The sequence below is a fragment of the Amorphus sp. MBR-141 genome, from assembly GCF_053628695.1.
In genome coordinates this window covers 152,265-171,469 of the sequence record NZ_JBRJGW010000013.1, presented here as the reverse complement: position 1 = coordinate 171,469, position 19,205 = coordinate 152,265, and the positions used below count along the sequence as shown (strand labels likewise).

The window sequence follows — 19,205 nt, the reverse complement described above, 5'->3', positions numbered from 1 at the left end:
TGCTCTTCCGTAAATCGCTTCCGCTTCATCTGTCCGTCCTTCGATCGAGGCCGGACTCTAACTCCAGGTGGAGGAAAAACTCAGGGGCAGGTCACGGGTTTCCCATCAGGGCGCCGCCGCCCGCGTCTCGACGCACGGCAACGCCAAGACCAAAGCCGTAATCCTTGCCGGGAATGTCGTACTTGCCCTTGGCAATGTCTCCGAGCTGGTCGGTCAGCATGTACTTCACGGTTGCCGGCGACAGTAGACGCGTACCATCGAGTGCTCCGCCATTCATCAGCATCGCCATGAACCGTGCATAATCTTGCGCCGTGGACACAAGGCCCCCTCCGCCGGTCTCGAATGGCCGGGTTTCGCGCGGATCGAACATCGCGATATTGCCGATCATCCGATCGTCGTCGAATGGTTCCGCGATCAGCGCCTGAGCCGCCGGATCGTCGACGCTAAAGCCGGTGTGAACCATCCCTAGCGGGTCAAACACCCGCGTCTGCATCACCTTGCTCAGGTCGCGGCCTTCTATCACCTCTATCACCGCGCCCAGCACGTCGGTTGCTCGACTGTACTCCCAGGCGGTCCCTGGCTGATGCTCGAGCGGCAGGCCGCCGATCACCCGCGCGACCTCGCGGTTGGTCTTCTCGCCATTGCCTGGGTTCTCGGCCTTCAGCGCCGCGCGCGCCGGACCAGCCCCGAAAAAGCCGTAGGTGAGTCCGGCCGTATGACGCATGAGGTCCAGCACGGTTATCGGCCTGTTGGCAGGCTCCACCTGGATACTCCCGTCACTGGCGGTCCCCGTGGCCACGGTCATGTCTGCGAATTCGGGAAGATAGCGGGACACGGGCGCCGCAAGATCGAGCTTGCCCTCCTCGACCAACATGAGGGCCACAACCGAGGTCACGGGCTTCGTCATCGAGTAGATGCGAAAAACGCTGTCGGCAGTCATCGCCTCGCCGTCCGGCGTCCGCTTTCCCAACGCCACGAGATGCACAATCTTGCCCTCGCGTGCGATCAGGAGCACCGCACCGGGAAAGTCCCCGGCCGCTATCTTGTCCTCAAGAACGGCGTCGACCCGTGCGAGCTTTTCGGTGGCCATGCCCACGTCGGCAGGGTCTGCCGTGGGCAATTCAGCCGCAATGGCAGCGGTCGAGATGGCCACCGCGACGCCCGCGGCCGCAAGTCTGATGGCAACTTTCATGCTGACTCCTCCGGTCAATGGTCCACCGCTGCCTCCCGCAGGGAGGGGTGCCCCTTACAGCCGTCAGTCGGCGGTTCTCCTGCCAGGCTCGACCAGCCGCCTGCGTCGCCATGCGAAGGTGGCGGGAACGAGGGCGAGCACAGCACCGGCGAGTGACATTTCTGCCGGCCCGAGGCTCATCAGCCCCCCAACGGGGGCGGCCACCAGCAGGCCCGACAGCGAGAGCAAAATCCGCATCGCGATGGAGACGGTGCCGCGACCGAGGCTGCCGACGAAAGCGAGATAGCCCTGCATCCCGGCCGCGAGGAGCCAGACGCCGAGGAACGCACAGAGGACGCTGGCGGCGACCTCGGGCATCGGCGCCTGTCCGATCAGCGCCGGATTAAGGACGAAGAAGAATGGAATGACGTATATCACCACGCCAAGCCGCGTCGCCTGCCAGGCCGAAGCCATCGGATTCGCTCCGGCCAAGGTTGCGGCCGAAAACGCACCGAGAGCGACCGGCGGCGTGATGAAGCTGACCATCCCCCAATAGAGAATGAAGAGGTGGACGGCGAGTTCGTTGAGTCCCGCCTGCACAAGTGCGGGGGCAAGCACCACTGCGAGGAAAATATAGCAGGCGGTTACCGTCATCCCCATTCCGAAAATGAAGGAGGTGAGGGCGCCCATGAGAAGCAGCATCGCCGTCGAGTTGCCCGCGGCATGCACCAGTTCGTTCGCCAGCGGTCCGGTCAGGCCGGTCGCCTGGAACGCGCCGACGATCATGCCGATGCCCAGCAGGATCGACACGATCTCGGACAGAGTCCGGCCCACCGAGACGATCATGTCGACGAAGCCGCGCCACGTGAACCTGTCGCGCCGGCTGAATTGGTTGAAGGCCAGCAGCAGCGCGACGGAGTAGAAGGGAGCGGTCGTCTCCCATCTGTAGGCGGTCATGAGAATGATGAGCAGCGCGAAAACGAGGATGTAAGGCCATCCGTGCCGCAGGGTGTCGCGGATTTTGGGAAGTTCCGCTCGCGACAGGCCGGAGAGGCCGCGTCGGGCGGAATAGGCGTCAATCTGGACGAACAGGCCGAAATAAAAGAGTGCGGACGGAATTGCCGCGGCCAGCATGATCTCGACGTAGGGGCGCCCCAGCCACGACGCCATCACGAAAGCGGTGGCCCCCATGATCGGCGGCATGAGCACGCCACCCGTTGAGGCGCAGGCTTCGATCGCGGCGGCGATCCTCGCGGTGAAGCCGCTGGATTTCATCGCCGGGATGGAAACGGCCCCGGTCGTGAGCACGTTGGAGATCACCGATCCGGACATGGATCCCATGAAACCCGACGCGAAGATCGAAACCTTGCCAGCTCCGCCACGATATTGCCCGACCAACGCCATCGCGAGATCGTTGAAGAACCGCCCGCCGCCGGTGAACTGCAGGACCGCGCCGAAGAGGATGAATCCGATGACGAGCGTCCCGAATGCCTGCATCGGAATGCCGAAGGACGCCTCCGAGGAGATCATGAAGAACGGCACCACGTCGGTGAAGGGCTGGGTGAAGCCGCTCAACGGATCGGGGACACTGCTGGCGAAGGTCGGGTAGAGCGAGAAGATCAGAACCACGGCGAACAGGATTAACCCGCCCGCCCGGCGCGTTCCCTCGAGGATCAGCAGGTAGAGCGCGATGGACATCCATTTCGCGGTCTCCGGTGCGGCATATTCCCATCCGTTCCGAAGGCTCTGGTCCGAGGTGTAGGCGAAGTATCCGCCGATGAGCAGCGTCGGGGCGACAAGGAGCCAATCGTACCAGGGGACATCGGCCGAGCGCCGGCCCGTGATCCGGAACGCGAGGAAAGTGATCGAAAGAAAGATGCCCGCGAGAAGATAGAGATACGTCCCTTCGAGCATCGCGGCACCGCCGACCCGCAGGTTGAAGAGCTGCTTGATCGCAAGCAGGATCGCCACCGTAGAGGCGATCCCGATGTACCACCGGGCCACACCCGAAAACGTCAGTGTCTCGCTTGCGATCTCGTCTTCGAGAGCCCTTGTCACACGGTCGTTGACCACGCCGTCGCTCATCTTAGCGCTCATGCCTTACGTGTCGGAGGACGTTCGGGCGGGCTCTTCACCCGCCCGGCCAACTCAGAAGGCGACCTGGAAACCGCCGGCCTTCAGAGCCTCGCGCCGCTTTTCCGGCCATGCCGCATCCCAATCGTCAGGTGCAGCGGCCTTGAGCTCGTCCCATGCGGCAGCCAGCGCATCCTGACGGGCGATGAGCATGTCGTTGTGCTTCTGTGCCTCCTCGGTCCAGACGCCGGCCTCCTTGTAGTAGCGGATTGCGCCGGCGTGGTACGGGATCACCCATTCAAGTTGCTGGAACTCTATCGCCCAGCCCTCGATGCCGGGGGTCTTGCCGGAATATGCGGGCAGAAGATCGAACATCGCCTTGGTCATATTGTAGGCGAGGTCCTCGTCGGTTGTGTCGAGCGCGATCAGGATCGGGTAGGGGAAGGCGGCCATGTCCCGGCCATCGGTGCCGTCAATGTTCGCGCCGACCGTCCCGCGTGACTTGATGTAGTAAGGGGCGACGTCGGTCAGCCGCTTGAAGGCTGCTTCGTCGGACGGATCGAACGGGGGCCAGTAAAGACCGCGCGGGCTCGACGCCGCTTCATAGGTCACGCCGGAGTTGGTGGACGAGAACGCGACGTCGACGGTGCCGTCAACTATGCCCTTCCATGCGGGGCCGAAACCTCCGAATTCGACTGTCTCGACGTCGTCCCAGGTTAGCCCGCCATAGGCCAGCCACGCGGAGGTGTTCGTGTTGAGCGCGGGTGCGCCCTTGATGGAGGCGACGCGGAGCCCCTTGATATCGGCGTAGGTGAAGCCCTTGCAGTCCGGCTTGCCCACCTCGTCGCAGGCCTCGCGCGCGACACCGACCGACATGGCCACACCGCCGCCGGAGTTGGTGCCGAGCAGACGGATCTTTTGCGGCCCCCAGGTCTCTCCCCCGAAGTCCAACACGCCTTCCTGCGCGAGATAGACCCCGATCCCGTTCAGCGAGAACGGGACCTTGCCTTGCCGCAGCGGTTCCATCCGCGCGACGTCGTTGCCCGCAGGCAGGATCCGCAAGTTGATCCCGGCCTCATCCTGGAGGGCCGCACCGATGGCCACCGCCTCGTTGTACCCTGCGGATCCGGTCCCATAAGCGGTCCAGGCGAGCTGTTTTGGCAGTTCGAAATCGGCGGCATTGACCCCGGTCGAAGCCAAGCACATCGCAGCCACGTAAATGAACTTTTGCATCGTACCCTCCCTTTGTTTCCAGCACTTCAACACGCCGGCTTTACCCCTAGCCTTGCACGTGCATGACCCATCTTCAAATCTTTTTCTATTTATTCGTCTGAATTCTTATATCGTTTGATATATTCAAACGATCAATTCAGACAATAGGGAACCTGCGGGCGGAGACGCCGCGAGCAGTGTCTGACCGTCGTTGGATTTCAGGCGTGGCGGGGAGGCAGTCGAAAGACACCCGATAGGCGCATGGACGCCGCGGCCTCGGCCAGCCGGGGGCCGAAATCCGTTTCGAAATACTCTGCCACCGCGCGATAGCGCGGCACGGCGCAAGCGATGGCAACAAAGAGGCCGTCTTCGGTCCGGCCGATCGGCGCACCGGCAGCGACCAGCTCCGGTCGCCAATCCCCGTACGACACGCAGAAGCCGTCGGTCTGGCAACGTGCCACAGCGGTTTCCATCACCAGAAGGGAGTCCTCCAGATCCTGCCCGTGGATTGCGCGGATCTCCGCGATCTTGGCATCGTAGTCCTTGGGCGGCAGCATGGAGAGAATGGACCAGCCGAGCGCGGAATGATGCAGCGGCCCGGACTGGCCGATGTCGGGAACGTGCGGCCAGCTGGGCGGAAGACCCGCCGTCTGGACGTGGACGAAGGAGTCTCCCGACATCACGCCGATCGAGGCGTTGCCCGAACACATCTCGGCCATTTCGCGCATCGGGGCACCGACGTTATGGCGCCATGGCATCGTCGCCAGAACGGGATAGTTCAGGGAGAGCAGTCGCGGCGCGAGGCGGAACGCCCCCGTCTGCGTCTTGCGCAGGTAGCCGAGATGGAGAAGCGTCTTGCACAGGCGTGAAACGGTCGGCCGCTTCAACCCCATACGGCGCGCGATCTCCGCATTGGACAGCTCCTGCTCGGCCGCGGAGAAACACTGGAGGATCTCGATCCCGCGCATCAGCGTCGAAGAAATGGAAGTATCGAGTTCGGTGACCAGCTCCATTTCCTGTTCGCCCGCCAGCACTTCCCGCCCTGTCGCCGCTTTCATATGATCCCTTTTGCCACCAACTGCTCGATCTCCGAGTCATCGAGACCCAGAAGGTCTTTATAAACATAATCGTTGTCCGCTGCGATGCGCTTGGCGGCCCAGCGGATCCGGCCCGGGTTCCTGCGGAACCGGGGCACGAGGCCCTGCATGCGCACATTTCCGAAATCTTCGTCCTCAACCTGTGCGATCGCGTCGCGCGCAATGAACTGCGGGTCGGCGAAGATCTGGTCGATGGAATAGATCGGCGCGAGCGTTCCCCCCGTGGCGCGGAACGCGGCGACAGCCTCTTCCTGGGTGTGGGAGGCAATCCAGCTCCCAAAAACGCGATCCAGTTCCTCCACGTTGGCCACGCGCGCGCTGTTGTCGCAGAATCGCGGGTCGTCGATCAGGTCCGGGCGTCCGATCGCGCGCGCGTTGTTTGCGAAGGTGCGCGCGGTGCTGCCCGCCACCGTCACGTAACGCTTGTCGGAGGTGAGATAGACGTCTGACGGTGCCGAATACGCATTCCGGTTGCCGGCGCGTTCGCGCACCGCGCCGAGCTGGTCGTACTCGATGGCAAGGACCTCGATGATGCGAAGCAACGCCTCGGTCAGGGAGAGGTCGATCTCCTCGCCCTGCTGGTCGCCCTGCGCCACGCGCCAGAGCGCGGCCATGACCGCGAAGGCTCCGAAGAGCCCTCCGATCGGATCGCCGATTGGATAACCGGTGTGCATCGGCGGCCTGTCGGCGTCGCCGGAGATTGCGGTCAGGCCGCCCATGGCCTCGAAGATGCGTGCCAGTCCCGACATCTCGCGGTAGGGCCCGTCCTGTCCGAAACCGCTGAGACGCAGGATCACGAGCTTCGGGTTTGCCTTCCACAGCGTATCGACGTCCAGCCCCCAACGATCCAGCGTGCCCGGACGAAAATTCTCGACCAGCACGTCGTTCTGCGCGACGAGCCGCAGGAACAGCTCCTTGCCTTCCTCCCGGCGCAGGTCGAGCGTTCCGAAATATTTGCCGCGGTTCGTGACCTTCCACCACAGCGACTTGCCTTCCTTGAGAGGAGGGAACCCGCGCAATCCGTCGCCGACACCCGGAAGCTCCAACTTCACCACCTCCGCACCGAAATCGGCCATCATCGTCGCGGCCATCGGGCCCGCTATGATCGTGGCGATGTCCAGCACGCGAAGACCGGCGAGCGGCCCGTTCCCTCGGGTATCCGTCATTCTTCAACTCCCTAAAAATCAAATTCTTTTACCGTATCGTTCTTATAATTCAAACCATCGGTATCTTGATGCAATATATTGGTCCAACATAAGGTGCGCTGGACATGATTGAGAGGAGGCGCCGATGACGAAACCGCTGAACGACAGGGTCGTGCTGATTACGGGCGCAAGCCGGGGGATCGGGCGTCAGATCGCGCTGACGGCGGCGGAACAAGGCGCGGCCGTGGTGATCGCCGCGAAGTCGGACACCGCTCACGCCAAGCTGCCCGGCACGATCCACAGTGTGGCGGAAGAGGTTCGTCAGCGCGGGGGCAAGGCGCTTCCCCTCCGGCTGGACGTGCGTGACGATCACTCCATCGACGCCATGATGCGCGCGGTGGAATGCGAATTCGGCCGGTTGGACGCGCTCGTCAACAACGCCGGGGCTATCCGGCTGGAAGGCGCGGCCGACCTTCAGATGAAGCGCTTCGACCTGATCCACATGATCAATACCCGGGCGGTTCTGGCCTGTACCAAGGCGGCGCTTTCCCTGCTCGAGAAATCGGACAACGCCCATGTCCTCAGCCTGGCCCCGCCGCTGAATCTGTCTCCCGACTGGCTTGGCCGCTATGCCCCCTATACCGTGACAAAATACGGCATGACGCTGCTGTCGCTCGGCATGGCCGAGGAGTTCAGGGATCGTCGGATTGCCGTCAACACCCTGTGGCCGCGCACCACAATCGCAACCGCTGCCGTGGAATTCGAGGTCGGCGCCGACTACCTTGCCCGCTCGCGCACCCCGCAGATCGTCGCAGACGCCGCCTGCCGGATCCTCTCCACGCCACCCATCGAGTTGACGGGTCAAAGCCTTGTGGACGAGACCTATCTCAGGTCCTGCGGGGTGACGGAGTTCGACGTCTACCGGCACGATGCCGCGGGCGGAGAGCTTGCGCTGGACCTCTTCGTCGATGCCTGACCTCTCGCCGAAATACATCACGCGCGCTGACTACGAGGCTCTCGTCGGGCAGGAGATCGGTCTCTCGCACTGGATCACCGTTACGCAGGAGCGGATAGACCAGTTCGCCGCCTGCACCGGCGACCATCAGTATATCCACACCGATCCCGAGCGTGCCCGGCATGGGCCTTTCGGCAAGACGATTGCGCACGGGTTTCTCACCCTCTCCATGATCGCCGAGATGATGCAGAAGCTCCCGCGGATGGAGGGTATCCGGACGAACGTGAACTACGGGCTCGACAAGGTGCGGTTCATCTCTCCGGTGCCGGTCGACAGCCGTCTGAGGGGACGGTTCACACTTTCCGGCCTGACCGAGGTGAAACCGGCCGTCATCGAGACCGTCTTCGCGGTCCGGGTGGAGATCGAGGGCAACGAGAAGCCCGCTCTCGTCGCGGACTGGCGGGCACGCAGGTTTCTCTGACCCGCGCACTTTATCTTCAACGAAAGGAAGCGTCGTGAGCAACTCATCGACCAGAGTAGTGAGCGAACAGCGGGGCAACGTCCTGCTTCTGACCCTAGACGGCGTCGAGACCCGGAATGCCATTGGCCCCGACGTCTATCCCGTCCTGCAGGCCCACATCGTGAATGCCGAAACGGACCCCGAGATCGGCGCGATCGTCCTGACCGGGGCGAATGGCTTTTTTTCGTCCGGCGGCAACGTGAATGCACTGAAGGCCAGCGGGGCCTCCACCCTGGCCGCGGCGACCGGCAACACCGACAAGCTGAACGCCCTGATCCTCTCTATTGCCCAGAGCTCCATGCCCATCATCGCGGCGGTCGAGGGCGGAGCGGCAGGAGCGGGATTTTCGCTTTGCCTGGCGTGCGACATGATTGTTGCTGGCGAAGACGCCCGCTTCACCGCCGCCTATGTGCGGGTTGGCCTGAGCCCGGATGGCGGCGCAACGCATTTCCTCACGCGCGCTCTTCCGCGCCAGCTCGTCAACGAGATCTGCATGCTGGGGAGGCCGGTGCCGGCCCTCCGCCTCCATGCTGCAGGTTTGATCAACAGCTGTCATCCGGCAGGAAGAGCACTGGATGCCTCCCTTGAACTGGCGAGCGAGATAGCGGCAGGACCGCCGAACGCAATGCGGAATATCAAGGAGATTGTTCGCATCGCCGGTTCAAGTGATCTGCCGACCCAGCTTGCCATCGAAGCGCGCGCGATCAATCGTGCCCGCTTTGGCGAAGAGGCTGCCGAAGGTCTGTCAGCATTTATCGAAAAAAGAAAAGCGCATTTTCAGCGCTAGCGTACCAAGATGTCCCCGAGGAAGGAGCCCACAGGCCCCAGGCGATGGGCTATCGGGATTTCGGATATCTCGCCGGCGTTCCGATGCGCCGTTTCGGCAAGCCGGAGGAGATTGCCGCGGTTATAGCCTTCCTGCTCTCCGACGACGCGGCCTTCATGACGGGTCAGACGCTGCACGTCGATGGCGGTGCGTCGATCGGCAAGCTGTCCCTATGAGGCCGTCAAGGTCCTGCATTGGGCCGGCGCGATTGAGCGAGCTCACATCCGATCCGAGTGCCTGGGGCCGGGCCGGTGGGCAAGGCGGCGCGGCCAGACTTCACGGGGCCGCACTTCACGGGGCCGGTGCCTACCCCAGCAGTCCGCGCGCGCGCGCCCAGCCTTCGACGGTGGCGATGCATTCGGCAAGCAGCTCGGGCTGGCCCAGGTAGTAGTGCGTCGCGCCCGGGATCTCGTGGTAGGTCTTGTCCGGCGTCGCGAGCGCCGCTTCGATGGCGGGGTTGTGGCTCGCCGGGACGGCGTCGTCGGCGCCGTTGACGATCTGGAGCACCGGCGTGCGCGTGATCTTCGCGGCGTTCATCGGCCCCTTCGCGTTGGAGAGGTCGTAGCTCCACTGGCTGAGCCATGAGCGCAGGGTCGAGAAGCGCGCCAGTCCCACCGGGCCCACGTTCACGGTCTGGGGATCCCCCATGTAGCACCAGCCGTGCTTGCGGCCGTTCGGGTCGATCGACGGATCGAGCCAGCGCACGTCGCACATGGTGCGGTGGGTGACGAAGCCGCGCTCGACTTCCGGCCCGTCGCGGCGGGCGAGTTCGGCGAGCATCTCCTGGCATCGTGCGGTGATGCGGCGGTTGCGGGCCCGCTGGGCCTCGCGGAAGCGCTCGATGAACTCTGCGCTGAACGGCGGCTTGTTCGGGCAGTCGGGGCTGTAGATGTCGAATTCGAGGTCGCGCGCGTCGGGATCGCGCTCGTCGGTGATGGAGGGGTCGAGCCACTCCGTCAGCGTCTCCGCACGGCTGAGATGCGCGGCGATGAAGATGACCGCGTCCGCCGGGCTGAGATCGGCGGCGGTCAGGTCGACCGGATCGCCGGCCGGCGTGTGGGTGATTGTCGGCGCCTCCGCCTGCGCCTGGTAGAACAGCGACAGCGAGCCGCCGCCGGACCAGCCCACCAGGATGACCTTCGCGTAGCCGAGCTCCTCGCGGGCGTGGCGGACCCACTGACCGAGATCGATCGCGACCTTCTCCATGATCAGCGCGACGTCGTTCTTGGCGTAGCGGCTCGCGGCGCAGAGCACGTGCAGGCCCGCATCGGCAAGCGCCATCGGCATCGGCAAGAGCTGCAGCGTGGAGGTCGGGTGCATGAACAGGAAGACCGTGTCGCTCGGCGCGGCGCCGGCCAGCAGCTGGCCTTCGAGGTTCACCCGGCCGGAGTTGCCGGCAAACCCGTAGACTTCGGTGGCCTTGGCTCCGTCCGGGAACGAGACGATGAGCGGACGACGCTGCCACTGCGCGGTGGACACCATGGGCGGAGGGTTCCTTCTGTCAGTCACGTTGCGGGTCCGCGAAGACGATCGCCCGAGACCGAAGTCTCGGGCGATAACCGGCTTCAGGGGCGATGTCGTTCGGACGGCCTACTGGCTCGCCTCTTCGAGCAGGGCGTCCTGGCGCGTCTGGTCGGTGTCGGTCCACACGCCCTTCGACTTGTAGAAGGCGACGGCGGCGGGGTGGTAGGGCATCACCGGTGCGTCGGTGACGGCGTTCTCGTTGGTGAAGCCGCGCATCGACGGGTGCACGTCGAAGAGCTCCGCTTCATTGTCCCAGAGCGCCTGGAGCATCTGGGTGACCGCCGCGTCCGACGCGTCCTTCGACGCCACGAGGTAGCTGTCGTAGGAGAGCAGGCGGGTGTCGCCGTCGATGCCCGGCGCGACGTCGTCCTTGGCCACCGCGATGCGGGCGCCGGGGAAGACCATCTCCTGGTAGATCGCTTCCGCCTCGTCCGTATCGGGCACCGAGAGGTAGCGGACGCCCACCTGGGTGTCTGCTTCGCGCGCCCGCGGTTGGCCAAGCGAGGCCCACGTGGCGTCGAGCCGGTCGGCGACCAGCGCGTCGAGACCGTCGTTGGCGCCGGTCACGGGGACCGGGGTCACGTCGTCCCAGGTGTAGCCCGCCACGCGCAGCGAGGCCGCGAGCGAGTTGCCGATCGACAGATGCCCGCCGAAATCGGACGAGATGCGTTTGCCCTTCAGGTCCGCGAAGGTCTTGATCGGGCCGTCGTCGCGCACCGCGAAGCCGAGCATCAGGCTGGCGCCGCCAGCCCGGAGGATGCGGAGGTTCCTGTAGGCCTGGCCTGCCTCGTTGTCGCCGGAGAACGCCTGATAGGCGCTGTTGGCCGACATCATGCCGAACGGCACCTCGCCGGTGTTGACGATCGGCGCCCAGGCGGCGGGACCTGCATAGGGCCGCACGATGACGTTGAGGTCGCTGTTGCCGCTGGCGACCTTGGCGACGCCGGAGCCCACGGTGTTGAACGTGGTTCCCTGTTTGTCGGTGGCAAGCGCGACCGTTTCCGCCTGCGCGACGGAGACCAGGCCGCCGATGAGCCCGGCGGCGACGGAAAGCGAAATCAAGGCGTGACGATTGAACATGTTGGTTCCCTCCCATGGAAACGTTCGGCGCGATTCGATGCAGTGTCGCGCCAGTTGCCGGGGCGGATTACCGCCGCCCCGTTGCGGGTCATGCGGCCGTCTGCTGCCGCAGTGACGCGGAAGCGATCCGTTCGAACACCACCAGGGCGATGCAGACCCCGAGGCCGGCGAAGTTCGATACTTCCGCAAGTGCCGAGCCGAACGGCGAGAACATCGCCGCACAGCCGGCGACGAACAGGACCACCCGGAAAACTGGATTCAGCGGCCGGAACAGGTATCCCGCCAGCGCGGCGGAAATCGCGAACAGCCCGACGGCGGCCGACAGGATGTCCCAGATGATTTCCAGCGGGCCGCCCTGCATCAGGAGCCCCAGGCTGAACGGGAACACGAACGGCAGCAGGTAGGCGGCGATGCCGTAGCGCATGCCCGACATGGCGGTGGACCAGAAATTCGCACCGGCGATCGCGGCCGCCGTGAAGGTGGCGAAGCACACCGGCGGCGTGATCATCGACAGCATGCCCATGTAGAAGATGAACAGGTGCACGGCCATCCGGTCGATGCCGAGCTGGGTCAGCGCGGGTGCCACCAGCACGGCGAGCATCGTGTAGATGACGGCCGTGGGCAGCGCCATGCCGAGCACGACGCAGACGAAGCCGGTCATCAGCAGGATGAGAAGCACGTTGTCGCCGGCCAGCGCGACGAGGATCGACGACATGCTGTAGGCGAGACCGGCGAGCTGGAGCGCGCCGATCACCAGGCCCGCCACCGCGGTCAGGATCAGGATGCTGGCCACGGTCCGGCCGGTGGAGACGAACGCATCGGCGATGTCGGCGAGGCTCGGCCGCGTCCGCTCGGCAAGGGCTCCCACCACCAGCGCGGCGCCTGCGGCGGCAAGTCCGGCCTTTCCGGGCGCCCAGAACGCGAACATGACGGCGTAGATCAGCACGCCCAGCGGGATCACGAACCCGAAGCCCCGGCGCAACGTCGGCAGCATCCGCGGCAGGTCGGCGGCCGACAGGCCCTTCAGCCCACGCCGGCCGGCTTCCAGGTCCACCTGAATGAACACCGCGAGGTAGTAGAGGAGGGCCGGAATGATGGCCGCCAGCACGACCTGCGCGTAGGGAATGGCCAGAAAGTCCGCCATCAGGAAGGCGGTGATGCCCATCACCGGCGGCATGATCTGCCCGCCCGTCGAGCTGACGGCCTCGATCGCGGCGGACTGATGCTTGGGATAGCCCGATCGCTCCATCATCGGGATCGAGATCGGGCCCACCACCGCCACGTTGGACACGGCGCTGCCCGAGACTGCCCCGAACAGGGTGGAGGCGGCCACGGAGACCTTCGCCGACCCGCCCCGGTAGCGTCCGAGGAGGGACAGCGCCAGGTCGGTGATGAAGGTGTCGCCCTTGGTGATCTTCAGGATCGCCCCGAAGAAGATGAAGGTGACGATGGTGTTGGCCGCCACGTCCAGCGGCAGGCCGAACAGCGCGGTGGTGTCGAGGTAGGAGTAGACGACGATCCGTTCCCAGCTCGATGGCGGGATGGCGAAGATGCCCGGCATCATGTCGCCGAAGCGCGCGTAGAGGATGAAGAACGCTGCGACGAGGATGAGCGTCCAGCCGATCATCCGCCGGGTCGCTTCGAAGATCGCCAGGATCAGCGCGGTGCCGAGGGCGATGCGGATCGGGTCCAGGCTCGAGAGCTCGTAGACGAGCCAATTGAAGTTGACGACGACGTAGCCGCAGCTGACGATGGCCACGAGCGACAGAACCCAGTCGTACCAGGGCACCCGATCACCCGGTTCGCCGGCTCTCGATTTCACGTTCAGGAAGACGGCCACCAGGCCACAGGCGAGCATGATCGCCAGGAACTGCTCGTTGAAGACGAGCATGCCCAGCCAGTTGTGCACCTCCAGGGCCCACAGCGCGGCGAGCACCACCGGCAGGGTCAGCGCAAAGGTCGCAATCCACCGGGGCGGTCCGGCGAGCTGCCGCCACTTCGAAGCTGCAGAGTCCTCGCTCACCGGGATGCTCCATCGCTGGGGGTCACGAACCGTTCGGAGGCGGCCGCGGAGTTCGCCGAGGCGGCGTATTCGCGGAGCACCTCGAAGCCGCTGTCGGCTGCGAGATTGAGGAACCGCTTCACCGTGGCGAGCGATGTGGCGCCGTTGGCCGAGAGCGCGCTGCGATAGGCGGCGACGCGGCCGTCGAGCTCGCCGGCCGGGCAGGCTTCCGAGGCGAGGCCGACCTGGACCGCGGCGGCCGCGTCGAGCGGTTCGCGGCTGAAGATCAGCCGCGCCAGCCCGGCTCGGCTCACGCGGTCGGCCAGCGCCGTGCCGACGAGCAACGGCGGGATGTCGCGGTTCATTTCCGGGATCCGGAAGTCGGCCGTGTCGTCGGCGAGGACGACGTCGCCGAGCCCGGCGAGCGCGCAGCCGACGCCGTGGGCGCGCCCACGGACCGCGACGATCACCGGCAAGGGCGTGCTGCGCACGGCGGCATAGAAGGCCAGGACGGGCTCGGCCACCCGGTGGCGCAAGGCCTCTGCGGTCATCACCACGCCGGGCTTCGGCATGGGCGAGACACGGCCGGCGCAGAAGTCCGCTCCGGCGGCGCTCAGCAGCACGAAGCGGCTGCCTTCCGGAGGGGCGCGGAATGCCGCGCTCAAGGCCTCCGTCATGGCGTGGGTCAGCACGTTGCCTTCGTCGGCGCGATCGATCGTGATCTCGCAACAGCCATCATCGGCGAGACGCGTTCGAATGGTGCCCGTGTCTGTCATCGTGCGGTTCCCTTCGCAGCCTCGATCGCCGCCCAGACCCGGGCCGGCGTCGCGGGCATCTCCAAGTCCTCGACGCCCAGCGGGGCCAGCGCGTCGATCAGCGCGTTCATCACGGTGGCGAGCGCCGGCGTGATGCCGCTCTCGCCGCCGCCCTTCACGCGCAGCGGGTTGCCGTCGGTGGGGTCCTCGACGAGGTCGACGGTGAACGACGGCATGTCCGACGCCCGGATCATGCCGTAGTCCATGAAGCTGCCGCTCAGCATCTGGCCGCTGTTCGCATCGATGGCGATCGTCTCGCTGAGCGCCTGTCCGACGCCCTGCACTATGCCGCCGTGAACCTGGCCGTGCAGGATCAGCGGATTGATCGGCTGGCCGGCATCGTCGATGGAGGAGTAGCGGGTGATCTCGATGGTGCCGGTGTCGGGATCGACTTCCAGCTCGCAGACCGCCGCCCCGGTCGGGAAGGCGGGCATCCGGCCGGTGAAGCTCACCGACGCGGTCAGCGCGCCCGAAAGGTCGCTGGGCAGCTCTCCGCTCTGCATCAGGGCTGCAAGTTCGAAGACGGAGAAGCTCCGGTTGGTCCCGTCGGCGCGGAACAGCCCGTCCTCGAAGCGCACCTGCTCCACGCTCAGTCCGAGATGAGCGGCGAGCACCGTCCGCGCGCGCTCGACGATCTCGGCCGACGTGTGCACCAGAAGGGCGCCGCCCAGCCGCATCGACCGGTCGGAATGCGAGCCGCCGCCGGAGACGACGCGGGTCGTGTCGCCCGAGACCAGCTTCACCTCTTCGGGCCGCACGCCCAGCCGGTCGGCCATCACCTGCGCGAAGCTCGTCTCATGACCCTGGCCGGTCGACTGGGTGCCCGTCACCACTTCGACCACCCCGGCGGGATCGACGGTGACGTCGACGCGCTCGTGGGGAATGCCGACCGGGCTCTCGACGTAGTTGGCGAGTGCGATGCCGGCCAGCCTGCCGCGCGCCCGGGCCGCCTCGCGGCGCGCCGGGAAGCCGTTCCAGTTGGCGGCCTCCAGCGCGCGGTCCATGTTCGCCGCGAAATCCCCGCTGTCGTAGGTGAGGCCCATGGCCGTGGTGTAGGGAAGCGCCGTGCGGGGGATCAGGTTGCGGCGGCGGATCTCCAGCCGGTCGATCCCGAGCTTGCGCGCCGCGATGTCCATCATCCGTTCCATGGCGAACGTGGCCTCGGGCCGGCCGGCGCCGCGATAGGGCGCCGTCGGCACGGTGTTGGTCATCGCGCCGCGAATGCGGACAGCGGCGGCCGGCACGTCGTAGACGGTGGTCATGACGCGGAAGGTGTTGGCCATCGGAACGAAGGCGACGGTGTAGGCGCCGACGTTGGCGATGATCTCGCAGCTGTAGCCGAGGATGCGGCCGTCGGCGTCGAGGCCCATGCGGGCGCGGTAGACGATGTCGCGGCCCTGATAGTCGGTGAGGAAGCTCTCCGATCGCGTCGAGGTCCAGCGCACGGGCCGGCCGAGACGTTTCGCGGCGATGGCGAGCATCGGCTGCTCGGGGGAAACGTTCGTTCTCGGGCCGAAGCCACCGCCGGTGTCCGGGCAGGTCACGTCGATCTCGTCGCGGCCGATGCCCAGGGCAGCAGCCATCGTGTCGCGCTGGCGCACCGCTCCCTGGCTGCCGGCGATCATGTGGTAGCGGCGGGTCTCCGGGTTGTAGTCGACGATCGCCGACCGCGGCTCCATCTGCGCGTTGGCGATGCGCTGGTTGACGAAGCGCTGCTCGATCACGCAGGCCGCGGCCGCGATGGCCGCGTCGGCGGCGGGACTGTCGCCGAAGGTCGCCTCGACGGCGCAGTTGCCGGAAATCTCTGGGTCGACCTGAGGCGCCCCGTCGGCCAGCGCGTCCTCGGCGCTGATCACGAAGTCGAGCTCGCGATAGTCGACCGCTACGGCTTCCGCCGCATCCTGGGCTTGGAGGGCGGTTTCCGCCACCACCATCGCCACCGGCTCGCCGAGATAGCGGACGGTGCGGAGCGGCATCGGCAGATGGTGGATATCGATCGAGCGGTTGCGCTCGTAGCCGCTGAACGCGCGCTTGGTGTGGTCCTTCGCATCGGCGGGGTCGGCGATATGGTTGATCGGACGGCCACCTTCGTCGACGTAGTCCTGGCCGACCAGGACGGCGATCACGCCAGGCATCTCGAGCGCGGCGGAGGTGTCCAGGCCAACGATTTCGGCGGATGCATAGGGTGCGCGGACGAAGGCTGCCGACACCTCGCGGTCGAGATGGAAATCGTCGGTGTAGCGTCCCTTGCCGGCGACGAGCCGCAGGTCCTCGAAACGGGGCATCGGACGCCCGATGTAGGGGGGCGTCGATACCTCCGCACCGCTGTCGGAACTCTTCATATCAGGCGTCTTCCCGGGTGGTCTCGATGAACCACTGGCCGTGCTCGTTTCGGCGCAGCCGTCCAGCTGCGCGCAGATCGTCGAACATCGCGAAGATCTCGCGGCCGTCGCGGGTGCCGATGGCGGTCATCAACTGTTCGTATGTCTTGGGTCCGTCGGCGAGCGCCGCCTCGACGGATGCGAAGCGTGCGCCTTCGAACGTCGGCGGGGTCGGCACGCGGGACTCGATGGAGCGGGCCATGGCGATCGGCATGGTGCAGTCGAAGCCTGCCTTGGCACCGGTGACGGCGCCTTCCAGGGATGGATCGAGGGGCAGGGTGCGCATGCCGTTCTGAACGATGATGTCGCGATCGGCCTGCAGCCGCGTGGCGAATGCCCACTCGCACTGGATGTCGGAGAAGATGTCGATGTCCGGATCGAAGACGAACACGTTCTTCACGTTGCCCAGCGAACCGAAACAGGCGGCGATGGCGTTGCGCGCCTCGCCGGGCACCCGCTGCCGCATCGAGATCCGCACGTTGAACATGCCGCCCGAAGCGGTGGTGGCGTGGACGTTCAGCGGCTCGCGGACCGCCGTCTGCAGCGCCCGCCACATGGTGACCTCGGTGCGCAATGCGATCAGCTGGGCGCTGTCGGTCATCGCCATATTCGGTCCGGCGATGGTGGAGGTCTGGAAGATCGGGTCGCGCCGATGGGTGACGGCGGTCAGATGGAACACCGGGTTCATCTTGACGCCGCCGTAGTAGCCGAGAAACTCGCCATACGGTCCCTCGGCCTCGACGTGGCCGGCGCAGTCCAGGTACCCCTCGAGCACGTACTCCGCGTCGGCCGGGACCATCAGGTCGCAGGTGACGCACTTCACGACCGGCATGTCCTGGCCGCGCAGCGAGGCGAGCAGGTCGACCTCGTCGGTCGGAATCCGCATCGTGGCCGCCACGTGGTCCACCGGATGCGAGCCGACGATGAAGGCGATCGGCATGTGCTTGCCGTCGGCGACATACTGCTCGTAGATCGCCTTGAGGTCGCTGGGCGAGACCAGATCCACGCCGGCCTCGCGCCGTCCGCGCACCATCAGGCGGCGGATGCCGACATTAGTCAGCCCCGAACGCGCATCGAACGCGATGTCCATCGAGGAAGAAATGTAGGGGCCGCCGTCCAGCCGGTGCTGCAGGTGGATCGGCAGGTGCGAGAAATCGGCCTCGTCGCCGCGCAGCACCACCTCCTGCGCCGGCGCCTGGCTCTGCGGCACGGCGCGGGTGCCTTTCGGGTTTGCCAGCCGCCCGAGCACCGTCTGCAGCAGGTCGTGCGGGTCGGTGTCGAAGGCCAGCGCAAGCCGTTCGCGACTGCCGGCAACGTTGCCGACGAGGCGGGAGCCTTCCTGCCCGACATTGCTGAACAGGATTGCGTCGCCGCACCCATCGAGCTGTGCCGCCACATCCGCGAGGTCGGTGCGCCCCGCAATTTCGACAAGGTCATTGCGCGATCGCAACCGATCCAGAAAGGATCGGAGGTCGACAACAGCCGCCTCACGTCCGACGTTGGCAACGGCGGCTTGGGTCATTCGGAACCTCCCCAGGCACTGGATTATTCACTTTTGTCAAACTTGGTTGTAGGATGATAAAGAATGATGGGTGCGTCAAGGACCTTCAGGATGGCGCTATGACGGATGAACTTGCCACGCCTCCCAAGGATTCCCGGCGCGGGATCCAGTCGGTCGAGATCGGTTTCCAGCTGATCAACGCGCTCGCCGCCGCCCGCGGAAAGCTGCCGCTCAAGACCCTTGCCGAGCGCGCCGGCATGAGCCCCAGCAAGGCGCACCTCTATCTGGTGAGCTTCCTGCGTCTTGGGATCGTCGCGCAGGATCGGGTGACGTCGCGCTACGGGCTCGGGCCCGCCGCCCTGCAGCTCGGCATTTCCGCCATCAACCAGATGGACGTGATCGATGTGGCGCGCGAGCACCTGCCCGGCCTTCTCGAGCAGATCGATACCTCGGTCAGCCTGGCGGTCTGGGGCAACCGGGGGCCGACCATCGTTTTCCGGCTCGACAGCGAGCTGCCGCTGCCGCTGTCGGTGCGGGTGGGGTACGTGCTGCCGCTGATGACCACAGGCACCGGTCGCACATTCATGGCGCATCTGCCGGAGCGGGAATGGGCATCGATCGCGGCGGTGGAGGAGAACACCCGGCCCGGGCTCCTGAAGGCGGCCCGCGCCGACCTCGACCACATCCGCGAGGTCGGCATCGCGATCACCCAGAACCAGACCCATGCCGGCTTCTTCGGCGCCGCCAGCCCGATCTTCGACAGCGACAACACGATCTGCGCCGCGGCAACCGCCATGGGGTTGAGCCACACCGCGAACCTGGGCGAATCGGGGCCGATCGCCCAGGCCGTACGTGCGACCGCGGCACTGATCAGCCGCGATCTCGGCGCGCGGCATTCCTGAG

16 protein-coding genes are annotated in these 19,205 nt (G+C 65.9%); 5 read left to right on the top strand and 11 right to left on the bottom strand.

Annotation, left to right across the window (positions count from 1 at the left end):
• Positions 1-91: 91 nt before the first annotated feature.
• The 5 genes from ACSSVZ_RS17895 to ACSSVZ_RS17875 form a co-directional block, all read right to left on the bottom strand.
• Positions 92-1,192: a serine hydrolase domain-containing protein gene (locus tag ACSSVZ_RS17895; RefSeq protein WP_453972081.1), complete on the bottom strand. Its 1,101-nt coding sequence runs from the start codon at positions 1,190-1,192 to the stop codon at positions 92-94.
• Between the two features lie 63 nt (positions 1,193-1,255).
• Positions 1,256-3,256, bottom strand: a complete 2,001-nt coding sequence (locus ACSSVZ_RS17890) for a TRAP transporter permease (protein WP_453972080.1) — start codon at positions 3,254-3,256, stop codon at positions 1,256-1,258.
• Positions 3,257-3,319: 63 nt separating this feature from the next.
• Positions 3,320-4,477 carry a TAXI family TRAP transporter solute-binding subunit gene (locus ACSSVZ_RS17885; protein ID WP_453972079.1) on the bottom strand — a complete coding sequence of 386 codons (1,158 nt, stop codon included), beginning with the start codon at positions 4,475-4,477 and terminating at the stop codon, positions 3,320-3,322.
• 197 nt (positions 4,478-4,674) lie between these two features.
• Positions 4,675-5,514, bottom strand: a complete 840-nt coding sequence (locus ACSSVZ_RS17880) for an IclR family transcriptional regulator (RefSeq protein WP_453972078.1) — start codon at positions 5,512-5,514, stop codon at positions 4,675-4,677.
• Positions 5,511-6,719 (bottom strand): CaiB/BaiF CoA transferase family protein, encoded by a 1,209-nt coding sequence (locus ACSSVZ_RS17875; RefSeq protein ID WP_453972077.1) that lies wholly within the window; start codon positions 6,717-6,719, stop codon positions 5,511-5,513. The genes ACSSVZ_RS17880 and ACSSVZ_RS17875 overlap by 4 nt, the downstream gene beginning before the upstream one ends.
• Before the next feature lie 124 nt (positions 6,720-6,843).
• Here ACSSVZ_RS17875 and ACSSVZ_RS17870 point away from each other — a divergent pair, with 124 nt between their 5' ends.
• The 4 genes from ACSSVZ_RS17870 to ACSSVZ_RS17855 are packed head-to-tail and all read left to right on the top strand — an operon-like array spanning position 6,844 to position 9,175.
• Positions 6,844-7,674, top strand: a complete 831-nt coding sequence (locus ACSSVZ_RS17870) for an SDR family oxidoreductase (protein WP_453972076.1) — start codon at positions 6,844-6,846, stop codon at positions 7,672-7,674.
• Positions 7,667-8,134 (top strand): MaoC family dehydratase, encoded by a 468-nt coding sequence (locus tag ACSSVZ_RS17865; RefSeq protein WP_453972075.1) that lies wholly within the window; start codon positions 7,667-7,669, stop codon positions 8,132-8,134. Before ACSSVZ_RS17870 ends, ACSSVZ_RS17865 begins: the two co-directional genes overlap by 8 nt.
• Positions 8,135-8,168: 34 nt before the next feature.
• Positions 8,169-8,960 carry an oxepin-CoA hydrolase, alternative type gene (locus ACSSVZ_RS17860; protein WP_453972074.1) on the top strand — a complete coding sequence of 264 codons (792 nt, stop codon included), beginning with the start codon at positions 8,169-8,171 and terminating at the stop codon, positions 8,958-8,960.
• 44 nt (positions 8,961-9,004) lie between these two features.
• Positions 9,005-9,175 (top strand): SDR family oxidoreductase, encoded by a 171-nt coding sequence (locus ACSSVZ_RS17855; RefSeq protein ID WP_453972073.1) that lies wholly within the window; start codon positions 9,005-9,007, stop codon positions 9,173-9,175.
• A gap of 130 nt (positions 9,176-9,305) precedes the next feature.
• Here the strand turns inward: ACSSVZ_RS17855 and ACSSVZ_RS17850 are convergent, their stop codons facing one another.
• The 6 genes from ACSSVZ_RS17850 to ACSSVZ_RS17825 form a co-directional block, all read right to left on the bottom strand.
• Positions 9,306-10,481, bottom strand: coding sequence for an alpha/beta hydrolase (locus ACSSVZ_RS17850; protein ID WP_453972072.1), 1,176 nt, complete (start codon positions 10,479-10,481; stop codon positions 9,306-9,308).
• Positions 10,482-10,589: 108 nt separating this feature from the next.
• On the bottom strand, positions 10,590-11,603 hold the full coding sequence (locus tag ACSSVZ_RS17845; RefSeq protein WP_453972071.1) for a TAXI family TRAP transporter solute-binding subunit: 1,014 nt from the start codon (positions 11,601-11,603) through the stop codon (positions 10,590-10,592).
• Between the two features lie 88 nt (positions 11,604-11,691).
• Positions 11,692-13,626 (bottom strand): TRAP transporter permease, encoded by a 1,935-nt coding sequence (locus tag ACSSVZ_RS17840; protein ID WP_453972070.1) that lies wholly within the window; start codon positions 13,624-13,626, stop codon positions 11,692-11,694.
• Positions 13,623-14,381: an enoyl-CoA hydratase/isomerase family protein gene (locus tag ACSSVZ_RS17835; protein ID WP_453972069.1), complete on the bottom strand. Its 759-nt coding sequence runs from the start codon at positions 14,379-14,381 to the stop codon at positions 13,623-13,625. The genes ACSSVZ_RS17840 and ACSSVZ_RS17835 overlap by 4 nt, the downstream gene beginning before the upstream one ends.
• Complete coding sequence (locus tag ACSSVZ_RS17830; RefSeq protein ID WP_453972068.1) at positions 14,378-16,762, bottom strand: xanthine dehydrogenase family protein molybdopterin-binding subunit; 2,385 nt, start codon at positions 16,760-16,762, stop codon at positions 14,378-14,380. The genes ACSSVZ_RS17835 and ACSSVZ_RS17830 overlap by 4 nt, the downstream gene beginning before the upstream one ends.
• A 1-nt stretch (position 16,763) precedes the next feature.
• Positions 16,764-18,323: a UbiD family decarboxylase gene (locus ACSSVZ_RS17825; protein ID WP_453972067.1), complete on the bottom strand. Its 1,560-nt coding sequence runs from the start codon at positions 18,321-18,323 to the stop codon at positions 16,764-16,766.
• A 98-nt stretch (positions 18,324-18,421) separates the two neighbouring features.
• Between ACSSVZ_RS17825 and ACSSVZ_RS17820 the strand changes: the two genes are divergently transcribed.
• Positions 18,422-19,204 (top strand): IclR family transcriptional regulator, encoded by a 783-nt coding sequence (locus ACSSVZ_RS17820; protein ID WP_453972066.1) that lies wholly within the window; start codon positions 18,422-18,424, stop codon positions 19,202-19,204.
• The last annotated feature ends 1 nt before the right edge of the window (position 19,205 follow it).